General features: G+C 70.4%; 16 protein-coding genes. 9 read left to right on the top strand and 7 right to left on the bottom strand.

Annotated elements, in window-relative coordinates:
- Positions 1-51: 51 nt before the first annotated feature.
- Genes ACIRCZ_RS09740 through ACIRCZ_RS09750 form a run of 3 tightly spaced genes read left to right on the top strand, consistent with a single transcriptional unit; the run spans position 52 to position 2059 of the window.
- On the top strand, positions 52-678 hold the full coding sequence (locus ACIRCZ_RS09740) for a MerR family transcriptional regulator (protein ID WP_402852361.1): 627 nt from the start codon (positions 52-54) through the stop codon (positions 676-678).
- A complete protein-coding gene (locus ACIRCZ_RS09745) occupies positions 675-1625 on the top strand; it encodes a hypothetical protein (RefSeq protein ID WP_402852364.1) in 951 nt (316 codons plus the stop codon). Before ACIRCZ_RS09740 ends, ACIRCZ_RS09745 begins: the two co-directional genes overlap by 4 nt.
- A complete protein-coding gene (locus tag ACIRCZ_RS09750; RefSeq protein ID WP_321164265.1) occupies positions 1622-2059 on the top strand; it encodes a DUF2834 domain-containing protein in 438 nt (145 codons plus the stop codon). The genes ACIRCZ_RS09745 and ACIRCZ_RS09750 overlap by 4 nt, the downstream gene beginning before the upstream one ends.
- Before the next feature lie 107 nt (positions 2060-2166).
- Here the strand turns inward: ACIRCZ_RS09750 and ACIRCZ_RS09755 are convergent, their stop codons facing one another.
- Positions 2167-2556, bottom strand: a complete 390-nt coding sequence (locus tag ACIRCZ_RS09755; RefSeq protein ID WP_402852367.1) for a tautomerase family protein — start codon at positions 2554-2556, stop codon at positions 2167-2169.
- A gap of 208 nt (positions 2557-2764) precedes the next feature.
- Between ACIRCZ_RS09755 and ACIRCZ_RS09760 the strand changes: the two genes are divergently transcribed.
- From ACIRCZ_RS09760 to ACIRCZ_RS09775, 4 genes are all read left to right on the top strand, one after another.
- Positions 2765-3034 carry a hypothetical protein gene (locus tag ACIRCZ_RS09760; RefSeq protein WP_402852370.1) on the top strand — a complete coding sequence of 90 codons (270 nt, stop codon included), beginning with the start codon at positions 2765-2767 and terminating at the stop codon, positions 3032-3034.
- Positions 3035-3060: 26 nt separating this feature from the next.
- The gene (locus ACIRCZ_RS09765) at positions 3061-3756 is read left to right on the top strand and encodes a LysE family translocator (protein ID WP_402852373.1); all 696 of its coding nucleotides are present in this window, start codon (positions 3061-3063) and stop codon (positions 3754-3756) included.
- Positions 3757-3793: 37 nt separating this feature from the next.
- A complete protein-coding gene (locus ACIRCZ_RS09770; protein WP_402852376.1) occupies positions 3794-4315 on the top strand; it encodes a GNAT family N-acetyltransferase in 522 nt (173 codons plus the stop codon).
- 100 nt (positions 4316-4415) lie between these two features.
- Positions 4416-5630 carry an MFS transporter gene (locus ACIRCZ_RS09775; RefSeq protein WP_402852379.1) on the top strand — a complete coding sequence of 405 codons (1215 nt, stop codon included), beginning with the start codon at positions 4416-4418 and terminating at the stop codon, positions 5628-5630.
- A 12-nt stretch (positions 5631-5642) separates the two neighbouring features.
- Here ACIRCZ_RS09775 and ACIRCZ_RS09780 read toward each other — a convergent pair whose 3' ends face one another.
- The 6 genes from ACIRCZ_RS09780 to ACIRCZ_RS09805 form a co-directional block, all read right to left on the bottom strand.
- Positions 5643-6485, bottom strand: a complete 843-nt coding sequence (locus ACIRCZ_RS09780) for an AraC family transcriptional regulator (RefSeq protein ID WP_235500570.1) — start codon at positions 6483-6485, stop codon at positions 5643-5645.
- A 28-nt stretch (positions 6486-6513) separates the two neighbouring features.
- On the bottom strand, positions 6514-6801 hold the full coding sequence (locus ACIRCZ_RS09785; protein WP_402852382.1) for a hypothetical protein: 288 nt from the start codon (positions 6799-6801) through the stop codon (positions 6514-6516).
- Between the two features lie 40 nt (positions 6802-6841).
- Positions 6842-7972, bottom strand: a complete 1131-nt coding sequence (locus tag ACIRCZ_RS09790; RefSeq protein WP_402852385.1) for a class I SAM-dependent methyltransferase — start codon at positions 7970-7972, stop codon at positions 6842-6844.
- Between the two features lie 21 nt (positions 7973-7993).
- Positions 7994-8965 (bottom strand): magnesium/cobalt transporter CorA, encoded by a 972-nt coding sequence (corA, locus tag ACIRCZ_RS09795; protein ID WP_402852388.1) that lies wholly within the window; start codon positions 8963-8965, stop codon positions 7994-7996.
- 126 nt (positions 8966-9091) lie between these two features.
- Positions 9092-11587: a beta-glucosidase H gene (locus ACIRCZ_RS09800; RefSeq protein WP_402852391.1), complete on the bottom strand. Its 2496-nt coding sequence runs from the start codon at positions 11585-11587 to the stop codon at positions 9092-9094.
- Between the two features lie 38 nt (positions 11588-11625).
- Complete coding sequence (locus tag ACIRCZ_RS09805) at positions 11626-13029, bottom strand: MFS transporter (protein WP_402852394.1); 1404 nt, start codon at positions 13027-13029, stop codon at positions 11626-11628.
- Between the two features lie 140 nt (positions 13030-13169).
- Here ACIRCZ_RS09805 and ACIRCZ_RS09810 point away from each other — a divergent pair, with 140 nt between their 5' ends.
- Positions 13170-14192 (top strand): LacI family DNA-binding transcriptional regulator, encoded by a 1023-nt coding sequence (locus tag ACIRCZ_RS09810; RefSeq protein WP_402852397.1) that lies wholly within the window; start codon positions 13170-13172, stop codon positions 14190-14192.
- A gap of 93 nt (positions 14193-14285) precedes the next feature.
- Positions 14286-15014 (top strand): hypothetical protein, encoded by a 729-nt coding sequence (locus ACIRCZ_RS09815; RefSeq protein WP_402852400.1) that lies wholly within the window; start codon positions 14286-14288, stop codon positions 15012-15014.
- The last annotated feature ends 65 nt before the right edge of the window (positions 15015-15079 follow it).

The following is a 15079-nucleotide window of genomic DNA, read 5'->3' on the forward strand; positions in this document are numbered from 1 at the left end:
GAATGCATCCAACACTGGTAGTCACGCTACCGGTAGTGCTACTATCACCACATGCTCATCACCGAACTGGCCGAGACCACCGGCACCCCCTCCGCCACGATCAAGTACTACGTGCGCGAAGGACTCCTGCCGGCCGGGGAGCGCCTCAACGGAAATCGCACGGAGTACGGCGATGCGCACATCCACAGGCTGCGCCTCATCCGCTCCATGCTCGAGGTCGGTCACCTGTCGGTCAGCTCGGTCGCGCAGGTGCTCGCCGCCCTCGACGACCCGGATGCGCCCATCGCGCACACCTTCGACGTCGCGCAGCAGGCGCTCTCCCGCGCTGCCGTGCCCGACGTCTCGGAGCCGACCTCCGCATCCATCGCCCGCATCGACGCCCTGATCGGGCGCGCGGGGTGGACGGGATGCGAGGACAACGTCGGCACGGAGATCGCCGCCCGCGTGCTCGACGCGTTCGTGCACGCCGGCTACCCCCTCCCCGACAGCTATCTCGACGCGTACGCGTCGGCCGCCCGCCTGGCAGCCGACGCCGACCTCGCCGCGGTCGCCGCCCTGCCGGACCCGTCGCGGATGGCCGAGCTCATGGTCATCGGCACGGTGCTCGGCGATTCCCTCGCCCTCGGCCTGCGGCGCATCGCCCAGGCCGCCGCAACCTCGGAGAGAAGGCTCTCATGAAGTCCGTCTTCGCCTGGCACCGTCCGCTCATGACGGTCGCCGCCCTCATGGTCGTCAGCACCATCGTGTGCGTCGTCGGCCTGCTCGTCGACCAGAGGCAGGTCCTCGGCGTCGACACCTGGCTCAAGCCGCTCAAGTTCTCGCTGTCGATCCTGCTCTACAGCGTGACCTGGGCGTGGCTGATCGCCCATCTCCCCCGCTTCCGCCGCCTCGCGCACAGTGCGGGCACGGTCATCGCCGTCTCCCTGATCGTGGAACAGGTGGCGATCGTCGGCGCCGCCGCGGTCGGCACGACCAGCCACTTCAACGTGTCCAACGGCGTCTCGGCCGCGGTGTGGGGCATCATGGCGGTGTCGATCACCGTGCTCTACGTCGGCACCTTCCTCACGACGATCGCGGTGTTCTTCCTGCGCCTGCCCACCGCATCCACCACCCTTGCCGTGCGGGCCGGCGCGGCGATCGCCATCGTCGGCATGGGCCTCGCCTACCTGATGACGGGCCCGACGGCCGCCCAGCTGCACGACTTCCAGGGCATCGCCGGCGCCCACACTGTCGGCCTGGCGGACGGTGGGCCCAGCCTCCCCCTGCTCGGCTGGAGCACGGTCGGCGGCGACCTCCGCATCCCGCACTTCGTCGGGATGCACGCGCTGCAGCTCCTGCCGCTGTTCGCCATCGCGCTCGGCTGGCTCGGACGCCGCTGGCGCGCCGTCGCCGACGACAGGGTGCGGCTGCGCCTCGTGGTGGTGGCGACGGTGGTCTACGCAGCGGTCGTGACGCTCGTGACGTTCCAGGCGCTGGCCGGGCAGTCGATCGTGCACCCGGACGGGGTCTTCCTCGCCGCAGGCTGGGCGATCCTGGTGGGCGGAGTGCTCGCCGCCGCCGTGGTGCTGGCGCTCGGGATGCTGGCGGCCGCCAGGCCGAGGCTGCACGCCGGAGCGACGGCGTGACCGGCGGCGGCGTGAACGGCGGCATGAGCCGCGGCGGCTGGAACGGGAGGGCGGTGTTCTTCCTGGTGGTCGCGATCGTGGGGCTGGTCGGCACGTGGACGTTCAACATCGCCGCCATCGTCGGTCGCCGCAACTACGTGGGCGACTGGCTGCAGAGCGGCCCTGCCGTGCTGTCGCTGACGGTGGATGTGCTCATCGCCGCCGTCGCGGTGGTCGCGTTCATGCTGTTCGAGAGCCGAAGGCTCGGGATGCGGCGGGTGTGGGTGTACGTGGTGCTCATCCCGCTGGTGGCGCTGGCCTTCGCGCTGCCGCTGTTCCTGGCGATGCGGGAGCGGGCGCTGGTGGCGCGACGGGGTGGGGGCACAGGTGGCGCGGGCGGGGCGACTGCAGGCGGCACCACCGCGGGCGACGCGAATACGGGCGGCGCCGCGTGATCGCGGCGGGCGAAGTTCGGCAGCGTCGCGCGCTGACGACGTCCCGGCGGACCCGCGCCACAGGCGCCACCGGATAATCGGCGCGCGTGGTTCACGCGCCCTGCGCGCTACACCTCAACGCTGTAACCCAGCGCCAGGTCGGTCGCGACCTGGCCGCGGATCCCCCAGTTCGCCTTGGGGGTCTCGGTGATCGTGATCTCTACGCTGTGCGGATCGATCCCCGCCTCCGCCCTGATGCGAGCGAAGAGCTCGGTGATGAGAGCCCGCTTGGCTTCGTCGGATCGACCCTCGAACATGGAGATCTCGATGATCGTGTAATCCGGTCCCCGGTCCTCGGGATATATGAAGTCGCCGGAGTCGAGCGGGATGAATCGCTGGAATCGTTTCTCGGCCGGATAGGTCAGCGAGACCATGATCGCCGCGTGAATCGCGTCCGCGAGAGCCGTTCTGTGCCGAGCAAGGGATTCCCGCCGGCCGTAGACCAGTACTTGAGCCATCTCCGCAGGCTATGCCACACCGGTGACGAATGTTGGCTCTGCGGGGCAGCCGGCCAGATGAGTCGAGATGCGTTCGGGGATCACGACGTGCCGAGCACCCTCGTCGCCGCAGCGACACCTGGGCCGCTATCACGAGTCAATTTACTCGAACACATGTTCGAAAGTTAATGGTTCAATGGAGTCATCCCTGAACCCCTTGGAGGCTGTCATGAGCATGACGCAAGCGACCGACATCGTCTCTGTCTGGACCGACAACGGCCGACCCACCCGCCTGGTCTGGCGCGGCACTCGCTATGTCGTCACCGATCAGCCGACGCCGCTGCGGGAGGTCGCCTGGCATGACGCGCTCACGCATCCGGCCGGGAAGCTCGCGGGCTGGCGGTTCCAGGGCTGCTCTGTCGCGGACGGCGATGTGCGGATGTTCGAGGTCCGCCCGACAGGCGATGGCCGCTGGGAACTGGTACGCACCTTCGTCTGATCGTGGGCACCGTCTAGGATCGTCGCATGTCGCTGCTCACGATCCTCGCGTTCGCCGGGCTGTGCGCGGTGCTCGCGCTCACGCCGGGGCCGGACACGTTCCTGGTGCTCCGCTACAGCATGGGCCGCGCTCGCGACGGGTTCGCCGCAGCGGTCGGGTGCTCTCTCGGGTCGCTGGTGTGGGCGGCGCTCGTCGCCATCGGGCTCGCGACCCTGCTCGAACAGTCCGCCGAGGTGTTCCGCGTCGTGAAGATCGTGGGAGGCCTGTACCTGATCTACCTGGGCGTCATGGCGTTCGTCGCGACCCGCAGGAGCGCCAGGGCCGCTGCAGCGGAGAAGGCAGCGGCAGAGACCGCATCGACCTCGGTCACCGCAGGCGACGCGGATTCCACGACCCTGACCGGACGAGCCAGGGGCGGCTGGTCGGTCCGCAGCCTGCTGGCCGGGATGCTCTCCACCCTGCTGAACCCGAAGGTCGGCCTGTTCTTCCTCGCGGTCGTGCCGCAGTTCGTCCCAGCGCACGCAGGCCTCGGCGAGACGATGCTGCTCGGCGCCGTCGACGCACTCGTCTCCGTGGCGTATCTGGGCGTCGTGGTGCTGCTGGCGTCCCGGATGGTCGCCTGGCTCAAGCGGCCGCGGGTCACCCGCGTGCTCGAACGGGTGTCCGCCGCCATCCTCGCCGCGCTCGGAATCGGGACGGTCGTCGCGGGCGCCGAGGGCTGACCCCGCAGCTCTCGTGCCCGTCTTATACGCTCGAACGGTGACGATTCGAGCGGCACGAACAGCGGACATCCCGGCCATCCAGGGCATCGAGCTGGCGGCGGGCGAGGCGTTCCGCAGCATCGGGCTCGCCGACATCGCCGACGACGACCCGCCCTCCGCCGCCGAACTGACGGCGCACATCCGGAACGGCGGCGCGCTGGTCGCGGTCGACGGGACGGACACGCCGGTCGCCTACCTGCTGGTCGAAGCGCTCGGCGGGCGCGCCCACATCGAGCAGGTGTCCGTGCATCCGTCGCACGCACGCCGAGGGCTCGGCGCGCGCCTGATCGAGGTCGCCGACGCGTGGGCGGACGCCCATGGACTCGCCGGACTCACGCTCACCACCTTCGCCGACGTGCCGTGGAACGCGCCGTACTACGCGCGGCTCGGCTTCGCGGTGCTGCCGGACGACGCCGTCGACGCCGCCCTGCGCGAGCGGGTGCGCGAGGAGGAAGCGCACGGACTCGGGCTCGCGGAATGGCCGCGCGTGGTGATGGCGCGCGGGGCGTCCGCTCCCTGAGCCGCGCGTCCTCCGCCGGCGTCGGCGACCCCGGACGGATGGTCGCCCATCACGGACGCAGAGTCAGGCGCGCGCCGTCCGCGGCCGTCAGAGTGGAACAGTGACGACAGACACCTCTCCCATCCGGGCCACCTCCCCCGCACCGACCGGCGCCGCGCACACCCGCACGCACTGGCTGGCGCTCATCGTCATGCTGCTGACCAGCTTCGTGCTCGTCACCGCCGAATTCCTCCCGTCCGGTGTGCTCACCGCGATGGCCGCCGAGCTCGGGGTGACGCCGGGGCAGGCCGGGCAGACCGTGACCGTCACCGCGTTCGTCGGGTTCCTCGCCGCACCCACCATCGGCATCCTCATCCCGCGGATGGACCGGCGCACGCTGCTCGTGCTCGTCGCCGTGCTCGCCGCGGTCTCCAACCTGGCGGTCGCCGTCGCACCGTCGCTGTGGGTGCTGCTGGTGGCGCGTCTGCTCATCGGTGTGGCGATCAGCGGGTTCTGGTCGATGTCGCTGACCGTCGCTGCGCAGCTCGCCAGCCCGGACAGGCTCGGCCGCGCGATGACCATCGTGAGCGCGGGGATGACGCTCGCCGTCGTTGCGGGCGTGCCTGTGGGCGTCTTCCTCACCGAGATCATCGACTGGCGCGGCGTCTTCTTCGGCGCCGCCGCACTGACCGCCGTCGTCGCCGTCGCCCTGCGCCTGTCGCTCCCGCCCATCGCTCCGGCGGCGGCGTCGAGCCTGCGGATCCTCGGCGACACCCTGCGGCGGCCTGGCGTGCGGCAGGGGCTCGCCGGACACATCCTGATCGTGTTCGGGCACTTCATGGCGTACACCTTCATCCGGCTCGCCCTCGACCAGGTGCCTGGACTCGACACGGCCTTCGCCGCCGGCCTGCTGGTGCTGTTCGGCATCGGAGGCGTGATCGGCAACCTCGTGGTCGGCGCGCTCGCCGACCGGTTCCTCGGGCTGCTGCGCTACCTGCAGCCCTCACTCATCGCCGGTGCCATCCTGCTCTCCGTGGTCGGGCAGGGCTCCGTCGTGGTCGTCGCGATCGCGGTCGCGGTGTGGGGGTTCGGCTTCGGGGCGTGGCCGGCGGTCATCAACACCTGGGCAGGCCGGTACATCCCGGACCGGCTGGAGGCGGCGGGCGGTCTGGTGGTCGCCGGGTTCCAGCTCGCGATCACGCTGGGCGCCGGGATCGGCGGGATCCTGGTCGACAGCGTGGATGTGCGCACCACATACCTGGTGGCGGTCGTCGTGGTCGCGGTGGGCGTGGTGCTGTTCGGCAGCGCCGGGCGACGCCGGGCCCGGCTGAACTGACGACGCTGCGGCTCAGCTCGCCCGCTGCCGCCACACAGACGGCGCGGAGCCGGTGTGCCTCCGGAAGGCGCGGCTGAAGCCGGCGTCCGACTCGTAGCCGAGCATCCTGGCTGTCTCGCTCACGGTCAGGCCGTCCCTGGACAGGTAGGACATCGCCGCGTCCATCCGCACCTGAGCGAGGTAGCTCGCCGGTGACTGGCCCACCTGCCGGCGGAAGCGCTCGGCGAAGATCGTCCGAGACATCGCACCGACAGCGGCGAGGTCTCCCACCGTCCATGGATGCCCTGGGTCGCCGTGCATCGCATCGAGAACGCGGGCGACGAACGGGTCCTCGACAGGCGCGGGCCAGTTCGCCGGAGCGCAGTCTCCTTCCGCCCACGCGCGGATCGCCACGGAGACGATGGTCGTCGCCATTCGCCCGCAGATCACGTTGTCACCCGCCCGTCCCGGCTGCGCAGGGCAACCCATGCGGGAGGCGAGGAGGGCTATCGCTGGGTCGAGTTCCGCCAGTCTGTTCACGCCGATCAGCTCCGGCAGCAGGTCGAGAGCGCGCGACCCGCCGACGGGTCGCAGCTCGGAGACCACGACCTCCGCCGCCGAATCGGCCGACAGGTCGACGGGGTGGCGGCCGGGCGTGAAGACCACGTCGCCGGTCGCGAACGAGAGCGAGACGGCCTGCGGGCCTGTCGAACGCACCCGCACGGACCCGCCGATGACGTACAGGAACGTCGGCTTGGCGAAGCGGAGGGTCGCGCCGGCGGCGAGCGCGTCACGCCGCGACTCGTCCACGTGCCATTCGAGCGTCGAGAGAAGCTCGTCGAGGGTGGCGGGAGAGGTCAGCGCGGTGATCGTCACTCTCGCGAAAACAGCGGCGCGGACGTCCCTATTCCGCAGACACCCAGCGGTAGAGCTGGCCGTCGCGGAGTTCGACCGACGCGGGCTCCGGCACCTCGGCCAGTGCGGACAGCGCCGCCAGCACGTGGATGCGCCCCCGCAGTGTCGTGCCGTCCGGGAACGTCCAGTGCAGGTACGGGTGCAGACTCAGCCGCGCGGAGGCTGGGTCGCCGGCCGCTACGGCCGCCCGGACGGCGGCGATCTGCGCATCCGGTTCGTCCTGCGCATCCGGCGCATCCGGCGCATCCGGCGCATCCGGCGCATCGTCGTGGCTCATGGACACGAGCTTCGCGGCTTCCCGCGCGGAAGGCAACCGGTCAGCGGCGGCGGGAGGCGGTCACCGTGAACTTCGCGTTGCGCGCGATCAGCCTGGTCGGCCCCACCGTGCGCTCCAGCGCTGCCCGGTAGCCGAGGTGCGAGTTCCACACGGTCCACAGTTCGCCGCCGGGGGCGAGCACGCGCGCGGCGTCCGCGAACATCCGGTGTGCGACGCCGGTGTGCACGGCGCTCCCGATGTGGAACGGCGGGTTCAGCACGATCAGGTCGGCGCTCGCGTCCGGCTGCGCGGAGAGCCCGTCGTCGCGGACGACCGCGACCCGGTCGGCGACGCCATTGGCGGCGGCGGTCGCCGTGGCGGAGGCGACGGCCGCGGCCGACTGGTCGGTGGCGATCACCCGCAGTTCGGGCCTGCGGATGGCGAGCGTCGTGGCGAGCACGCCGGTGCCGCAGCCGAGGTCGATGGCGGTGCGCGCATCGGGTGCAGCGTCGTCGACGACGCTCAGCAGGAACCGGGTGCCGATGTCGATCGCCGTGCCGGCGAACGCTGCGCCGTGCGCGCACACCCAGACGCCGAGCTCGTCGTCGTACGCGCGCTCCGGCCACCGACCCGTGCGCAGGTCGGCCACGGGATGCGGTCGCTCCGCAGTCAGGACCCGCGCCTTCTGTCTGGCCAGCGACGCGGTGACGGAGCCGAACGCCGCGCCGAGCACGTCGTTCATCGCCATGCTCATGTGCTTCAGCATCCCCCCGGCGTAGACGACGACCTCCGGATGCGCATGCTCTGCCACCAGGGTCGCGATCTCGTCGAGCGCATCCAGGCTCCGCGGCAGCCGCAGCAGCACGACCCTGGCCCCGCGGACGAGATCGGCGTTGAGCGGGTGCTGCGTGTACGCGTCGGCCAGGCCGAGCGCTGCCGCGTTGGCGGCGAGCGCCTGCTCGCCGGTCAGCGGGTCCTGGTGCACGCGGATGCCGCGCGCACCACCGGCCGCCGCCGCGAGAGTGAGAGCGCCATAGGCGTCGCCGACGATCACGAGCCCGCCTGCGCTGTCGCCCAGCGCGGCGACCGCATCCCGCGCCACCTCCGCGATCAGCCGGTCGGCCGCATCCGACGCGAACAGGTTCTCGCCTTCCACGTCCGGCCACCGCCGCAACCCCGCATACTCGAACACGCGGTCAATTCTCGCAGCCGGTCAGAGCCAGTTGTTGCGCCGGAACGCCCAGTACAGGCCTACGCCGGTGGCGAGCATGAGCGCGAGCGCGAACGGATAGCCGAGCACCCAGTGCAGTTCCGGCATGTGATCGAAGTTCATCCCGTAGATCGTCCCCACCAGCGTCGGGGTGAACAGGATCGCCGCCCACGATGAGATCTTCTTGACCTCGTCGTTCTGCGCCTGTCCGACGAGCGTCGTGTGCACGAGCAGCGCGTTCTGCAGGATCTGCCGGAATCCGTCCGCCCGCTCCACGATGCGGATGACGTGGTCGTGCACATCCCGGAACCGGTCGCGAAGCGTCTCGTCCGCTCCGGACGCGGCAAGCGCATCCCGCAGGCCCTGCAGAACGTCGCCGAGCGGGTTGACGGCCCTCTGGAACGTCATGACTTCGGTGGACAGCTCGTAGATACGGCGGGAGACGGTGCGGTCGCCGTTGAAGAGCTGGTCCTCGATCTCGTCGATGTCGTTCTCGAGACCTGCGATCACCGGCGCATAGTCGTCGACGATCTGGTCCAGGATGCCGTACAGCACCGCGATCGGGCCGAGCTCCAGCAGGCGCTGCTCGCTCTCCATCCTGTGCCGCACCTCGGAGAGGTCCGGCCACTCGAAGTGGCGGACGGTGATGATGAACTGCTCGCCGAGGAACACGTGCACCTCGCCGAACTCGACCTTCTCCGTCTCGTCGATGTAGTGCGCCGGCCGCAGCGCGACGAACGTCGTCGCCCCGTACTTCTCCAGCTTCGCCCTCTGGTGTCCGCTCAGGGCATCCTCGACGGCGAGGTCGGGCAGCTCGAACTCGGTGGCGACCTCCCCCAGCTCGGTCTCCGTCGGCCGGTAGAGGCCGATCCAGGCGAAGCCGTTTCGCTCCTGAACGGTCTCGAAGGTCTGCTCCAGCGAACTCGGGTCCGCGGTGCGCCGGCCGTCCACGTACACGGCGTTGTCGACGATCATGGCGGGGGATCCTTCCGATGGGCTGCCGCAACGTTACCCGCTCGAACGGCGAGGAGTGGTTCCGAACTGCCGCAGGCGCTCGCCTGACTGGCGGTCCGGAACCACTCGTCGGGGATCAGGCGGCGGTCAGACCGTGAACTCCACGGCGTCCGACAGCTCGGCCACCGAGACGCCGACCCGCACCGCGTACGTGCCTGCCTCGTTTCGCCAGGCGTGGTCCTCCACAGACCAGTGCTGCAGCGAGCGCGGCTCGATGACGATGGATGCGGCCGTCGCCTCCCCCGCGTCAGCGCGCACAACTGCGTACCCGGCCAGCCAGAGCACGGGGCGCTCCACCTCCGAGTCGGAGACGCGGGACAGGTAGACCTGTACCACCTGCTTGCCCGCGCGGTCGCCGACGTTCGTCACCGGCACGCTCACCGAGAGCTCACCGGACGCCTCGTCGATGCTCGGCGTGCCGAGCTCCCAGGCGGTGTAGCCGAGGCCGTGGCCGAACGAGATCGCCGGCGCCGGACCGCCCGCCGCCTGGCGCCGCAGCCACTCGCGGTAGCCGACGTTCAGCTTCTCGTCGTAGTAGAGCTGCCCGTCCACCGGCTCGACCTGCCACACCGGAACGTCGTCCTCCGTCGCCGCCCAGGTGGTCGGGATGCGTCCGCCGGGCTCGACGGCGCCGCTGAGAACGTCGGCGATGGCGTGACCCATCTCCTGACCGGGGAACCAGGTGAGGAGCACAGCAGGCGCATCGTCGAGCCAGGGCAGGATGACGGGTCCGCCGGAGTTCACGACGACGACGGTCCGCGGATTCGCTGCGACCACGCGGCGCACCAGTTCGTCCTGGCCATCCGGCAACCGGAGGCCGCTCCTGTCGAACCCTTCCGACTCGAGCTGCTCCGTCGTGCCGACGACCACGACGGCGACGTCCGCTGCCGCGGCCAGTTCGACCGCGCGCTCCAGTTCGTCCTCCGCCGCGCCGAACGGCTCCTCGTAGCCGAGGGTGAACATCACGGCGGCCAGGCCGAGCTGCTGCTGCGGACGGTGTTCCAGCCGCAGCGACACCGACTGCCCGGCCGTGAGCTGGAGCGGGAACGACTGCTTGGGCGGGTTCAGGAAGGCCATGAACGGGTCGGTGCCGTCCGGGAAGAACAGGCCGTCGCTCTTCAGCTCGCCGTCCACCTCGAACCGGAACAGTCCGAGTCCGGCGAAGCCGACCGCGTACTCGCCGTCCGCCGGAGCGGTGAACGTGGTGGTCGCCTCGACGACCGCGGTGTCCGCGAGCACGGGGTCGCCCAGCCAGGTCAGCCGACCGCTGCCGCGGTGCTCATCCAGCACGACGCCGCCGTCGGCGTCGAGGAAGCGAACGTGCACGCCCGTCTCGCCCGTCGCGGGGTCGACGGCGACCGTCGCATCCACCGGCAGCAGCGAGTCGGAGGCGCGCACCCCTGGCGCGAACGAGACGAGGTCATCGCCGAACGCCTCGACGATGCCGTCCAGCGGGCTCACGACGTGGTCGGGGAAGACCGTCGCGGATCCTCCGCCCTGGCTCCTGGCGATGCGCGCGTGCTGACCGATCACGGCGATCGAGCCAGGCGTTGTGCCGAGCGGCAGCACGGCGGTGGATGCGTCTCCTCCGCCGTTCTTCACCAGCACCATGCCGTCCGCGGCGGCTTCGCGCAGCAGCGCATCCACCCTCTCGGCCGGCCACGGCTCGGCGAGCTGGGTCGCGGCGGCAACGCCGTCGAGGGCGCCGAGGCGTCCGGCGAGGCGCAGGATGCGCAGCACCTTCTCGTCGATGTCCGTCTCGGAGACCTGGCCGGAGCGCACGGCCTCGACCAGCGCATCCCCCCAGACGCCATCGGGGCCAGGCATCGCCAGGTCCTGCGCGGACGCACCTGCTGCGACCGTGTCGCGCACGCCCATCCAGTCCGAGACGACGACGCCGTCGAAGCCCCACTCGTCTTTGAGCGGCGAGCGCAGGAGGTCGTTCTCGCTCATCGTCACGCCGTTGACCGAGTTGTACGACGACATCACAAGCCACGCCCCGCCCTCGGTGACCATGCGCTCGAACGGCGCGAGGTAGACCTCGCGGAGGGTGCGCTCATCCACGTTGACGTTGACCGTCATGCGGTCGGTCTCACTGTCGTTGGCGACGAAGTGCTTGGGTGTCGCGCCGACGCCGCAGGACTGCACGCCCTTCACGAACGCCGTGCCCACGACGCCGGAGAGCCACGGGTCCTCGCTGTACGCCTCGAAGTGGCGTCCGCCGCGCGGCGACCGCTGAATGTTCACGGTCGGGCCGAGTGCGACGCCGACGCCCTTGCGGCGCGCCTCCGCCGCGATGAGCTGCCCGAGCGCGTGGACGCGGTCCACATCCCAGGATGCGGCGAGCGCGGTCGGCGACGGAAGGTTCGCCGAGCTGTCCCGCTCGTCCCAGAGCTGCCCGCGCACCCCGGCAGGGCCGTCGGAGACGACGATCGTGTCGAGGCCGATCTGCGGTTCGCTGTGCAGCGTCCAGAACGAGGCGCCGGTGAGCAGGCGCACCTTCTGCTCGATGGTGAGGCTGGAGACGAGGCCGGCGATGAAGGCGTCGGTGTCGGTGTCGGTGTCGGTGGTGGTGTCGGTCATCGTGCAGTCTTTCAGTCGGTTCGGCCGGATGGGCGGGGTCAGCGGACGGATTTGATCGGCATGACCGCGAAGGCGCCGAGGAGGGCGAGCACGATGCCGATCGGGAACAGCGGGGTGTACGAGTTGCCCGCGATGAAGACGATCAGTCCGGCGAGGCCGGGCGCGAGCGTCTGCGGCAGTGTCGCGGCGATGTTGAGCACGCCGAGGTCCTTCGCGAAGTCGTTCTTGGACGGGAGCACCTCGCTCATCAGCGCGGTGTCGACGGCCTGGTATGCGCCGAAGCCGAGCCCGGACACGAAGGCGAACAGCATCATGCCGGTGATGCTCGGGATGATCAGCGGGAACACCAGGGAAACCGCCATGACCGCTCCGGCGACGATGACGACGATCTTGCGGCGCCCGATCCTGTCCGACACGGGTCCGCCGATGAGCGTGGTGATGATGATGCCGACCAGGCTGATCAGGCTGAGCACCGGAACCATCGTCACCGCGTCGCCCTTGAGGCCGATGTAGTCCTGGAGGATGTAGAGCTGGAAGCCGGTGACCATGAAGTAACCGGCGTAGAGCAGCAGGCGGCCGGTGAAGCCCCAGAAGAAGTCGGGGTGCTTGCGCGGACTGACCCAGAAGGTCTGCAGGAACGTGACGAAGTTGAACGGCGGCTTCGGCTCTCCCTTGTTGGACGCATCCGGGTTGAAGATCACGAACAGCACGATCACGATGAGCGCGATACCGGCGAAGGTCAGGTAGCCGGCGGGGATCGACTTCGCGAACTGCGCGCCGGCGATCGAGCCGCCGAGCGAGCCGAGCATCAGGCCGAGGCCGGACAGCGAAGAGAAGGTTCCCCGCGCGCCGCTCGGGACGCGGTCGGGGAGGATCGCGCTCAGCGGTCCCTGCGCGAAGTTGAACGTGACCTGCACCATCACCCAGGCGACGGTGAGCTGCACGATGCCGTTGGCCGCTCCCATGAAGAGGAGGGAGAGCCCGCCGAGCAGCACGCCGATGACCATCCACGGCGCGCGGCGGCCGAAGCGGCTGCGGGTGCGGTCGGAGACCAGGCCGGCGATGGGCTGTGCGATCATCGCGGCGAACGCGCCGATGGTGGCGACGAGACCGTAGATCGGTCCCTTGTCAGCGTCTCCGACGATGCCCTGCACCTGGAGTGGCAGCAGCACGCCAGGCACGGCGCCCCAGATCGCGAAGATCGCGATGTTCCCGACCATCATCGACAGCATCAGCTTGAGCAGCTTGCCGCGCACCTTGACCTTGACGGGGCTCTGCGCCGAGACGGCGGAGGTCGGAGCGGCGCTGAACGGGCTGCCTGCTGTGGTGATGGTGGAGGCGAGGGATGCGCTCTCCGGTACTCCGGAGAGGTTGGAGGGGATCGTGGGCTGGACCGGTCGTGCGGGGGTGGGACCGGTGGTGTCTTCCGACGGCGTTGTCACTTGGATGTCCTTTCGAGCAGGCGACGTTGCGTGCTAACACGCGTAACCATAGGGCACCGGATTCTTTAATACAAGCCATTGCTCGGTTTTTGCTTACCCGTGTAACCAACGACGCCTCTCCGGCCTAGACTGAGACCAGGATGTTCACCCCTCACGTCGTCAAAGCCCCGACGAGCGCCGACGTCGCCCTCGCGGCCGGCGTCTCGCGCGCGACGGTCTCCTTCGTACTCAACGACAAACCGAACTCGCGGGTCTCCGACGACACGAGGCACCGCGTCCTCGAAGCCGCCAGACTGCTCGGCTACACGCCCAACACGGCGGCCAGGTCGCTCGCCAGCGGAGAGGCCGTCTCCGGTTTGCTGTTCGCCGCATCCAGCCACGACAGCGGCGCCACCCTGGAACGCACGTTCGCCTCCCTCCTCACCCGCACCATCGACGACGGCGTGGATGCACTCAGCCACGCCGAGACCGACCTCGTCGGCGCCGAGGCGGGCCAGCTCTGGGCTCGGCTCCGCCCGGAGGCCGTGCTCGCCGAGGCTGCGCGCTGCGACGCGGAGGCCACCGAGCTGCTGCGTCTCGCCGGGGTCCGCGCGCTGATCGTGCACGGCCAGGAACCGGTCGGGTACGCCCCGACCCTCGTCGTGCCGCAGGAGCCGTTCGGCGACGCCGCGGTGAGCCACCTCACCTCGCTCGGCCACGACAGGATCGTCTTCCTCGCACCGACTGCCCCTCCAGCGGCTTCGACCGCGCGTGCCAGGCTCGCCGGAGCGCAGGCGGCGGCCGAACGCTCCGGGGTGACGCTCACGGTGGCGCACGCGGGAACGTCTGCAGCGTCTCTCCGCGACTGGGCCCGCAGCTGGCGCTACGACGCCACGCGACCGACCGCCGTCGCGGCGTACGACGACCGCCTCGCGATGGCGGCCATCCGCGCTCTCGCCGACGCGCGCATCCGCGTGCCGGACGACGTCTCGGTGATCGGGGCCGACGACCATCCAGCTGGGGCGGAGTTCGTCCCGCGCCTGAGCACGGTCGCGTTCGACGCGGACGCCCTCGCCGCCACCCTGCACGATGCGTACAGCAGGATGCGCGCAGGCGAGCGGGTCGAGCGCGTCGACGCTCCGCCGGTGCGCGCCATCCCGCGCGAGTCGACCGCGCAGCGCTAGGCACGCTCGGCGCGAGCCGCGCCCGGCGCGAACCGCGCTCAGGCGATTCCCTGCGACGCGAGCGACGATGTAGCCCGGTACAGGGAGGATGACATGTCCACGAACTCCAAGAACGAGCGCTCCCGCGAGGCGAAGGCGGCCGCGCGCGCCAGGTCGGCGGAGCTGATCCGCCAGCAGAAGCTGCGCGAGCGGCGTCGCCGCACGCTGGTCTGGGGCGGCGGAGGCGTGGCGGTCGTGCTCGTCGGCGCGATCGTGACGTCGGTGATCGTGGCGAACGCCGGTTCCAAGGCGGCGGACGCTGCGGCGGTTCCGTCCGTGGCGCCGACCGTCGCGGCCGGAGCCGAGTCCGCTCCGCCGTGGAACGCCCCGTCCGACCCGGCCGCTCGCGCCAAGGCTGCCGGTCTCACCATGCTGAGCAGCGAGGGCACGGTGGAGCACATCCACTCGCACCTCAGCGTCACCGTCGACGGCGCGAACGTCCAGGTGCCCGCACTGCTCGGGATCGACGAGAAGGCCGCATCCATCTCCCCGCTGCATACCCACGACACCTCGGGCATCGTGCACGTCGAATCGCCCGTGAAGACCACGTTCACCCTCGGTCAGGTGTTCACCGAGTGGGATGTGGCGCTCGCGTCCGGCCGGATCGGCTCTTACTCGGCGGCGTCCGGCGACACCGTCACGACGTTCGTCGACGGCAAGCCGGCCACCGGCGACCCCGCCGCGATCACCCTGGCCGACCACGAGGACATCGACATCGTCGTCACCGCGTCCGGCACGTCCGCCACCCCGCCCGCCCCATTCAGCTGGCCTGCGGGGTACTAACCGACGCAGCCGAAGACTCGCGGGCGGTCACGCGCGGCGCTCAGACGGCCACCGTCAGGCGCAGC

It is taken from the genome of Leifsonia sp. NPDC102414, assembly GCF_044765685.1.
Classification (GTDB): domain Bacteria; phylum Actinomycetota; class Actinomycetes; order Actinomycetales; family Microbacteriaceae; genus Leifsonia.

Excerpts from the sequence above, each read along its gene's own strand:
- ACIRCZ_RS09740 (WP_402852361.1), top strand. The coding sequence starts at position 52 with ATGCTCATCACCGAACTGGCCGAGACCACCGGCACCCCCTCCGCCACG.
- ACIRCZ_RS09745 (WP_402852364.1), top strand. The coding sequence starts at position 675 with ATGAAGTCCGTCTTCGCCTGGCACCGTCCGCTCATGACGGTCGCCGCC.
- ACIRCZ_RS09755 (WP_402852367.1), bottom strand. The coding sequence starts at position 2,556 with ATGGCTCAAGTACTGGTCTACGGCCGGCGGGAATCCCTTGCTCGGCAC.
- ACIRCZ_RS09760 (WP_402852370.1), top strand. The coding sequence starts at position 2,765 with ATGAGCATGACGCAAGCGACCGACATCGTCTCTGTCTGGACCGACAAC.
- ACIRCZ_RS09765 (WP_402852373.1), top strand. The coding sequence starts at position 3,061 with ATGTCGCTGCTCACGATCCTCGCGTTCGCCGGGCTGTGCGCGGTGCTC.
- ACIRCZ_RS09785 (WP_402852382.1), bottom strand. The coding sequence starts at position 6,801 with ATGAGCCACGACGATGCGCCGGATGCGCCGGATGCGCCGGATGCGCCG.
- corA (WP_402852388.1), bottom strand. The coding sequence starts at position 8,965 with ATGATCGTCGACAACGCCGTGTACGTGGACGGCCGGCGCACCGCGGAC.
- ACIRCZ_RS09800 (WP_402852391.1), bottom strand. The coding sequence starts at position 11,587 with ATGACCGACACCACCACCGACACCGACACCGACACCGACGCCTTCATC.
- ACIRCZ_RS09810 (WP_402852397.1), top strand. The coding sequence starts at position 13,170 with ATGTTCACCCCTCACGTCGTCAAAGCCCCGACGAGCGCCGACGTCGCC.
- ACIRCZ_RS09815 (WP_402852400.1), top strand. The coding sequence starts at position 14,286 with ATGTCCACGAACTCCAAGAACGAGCGCTCCCGCGAGGCGAAGGCGGCC.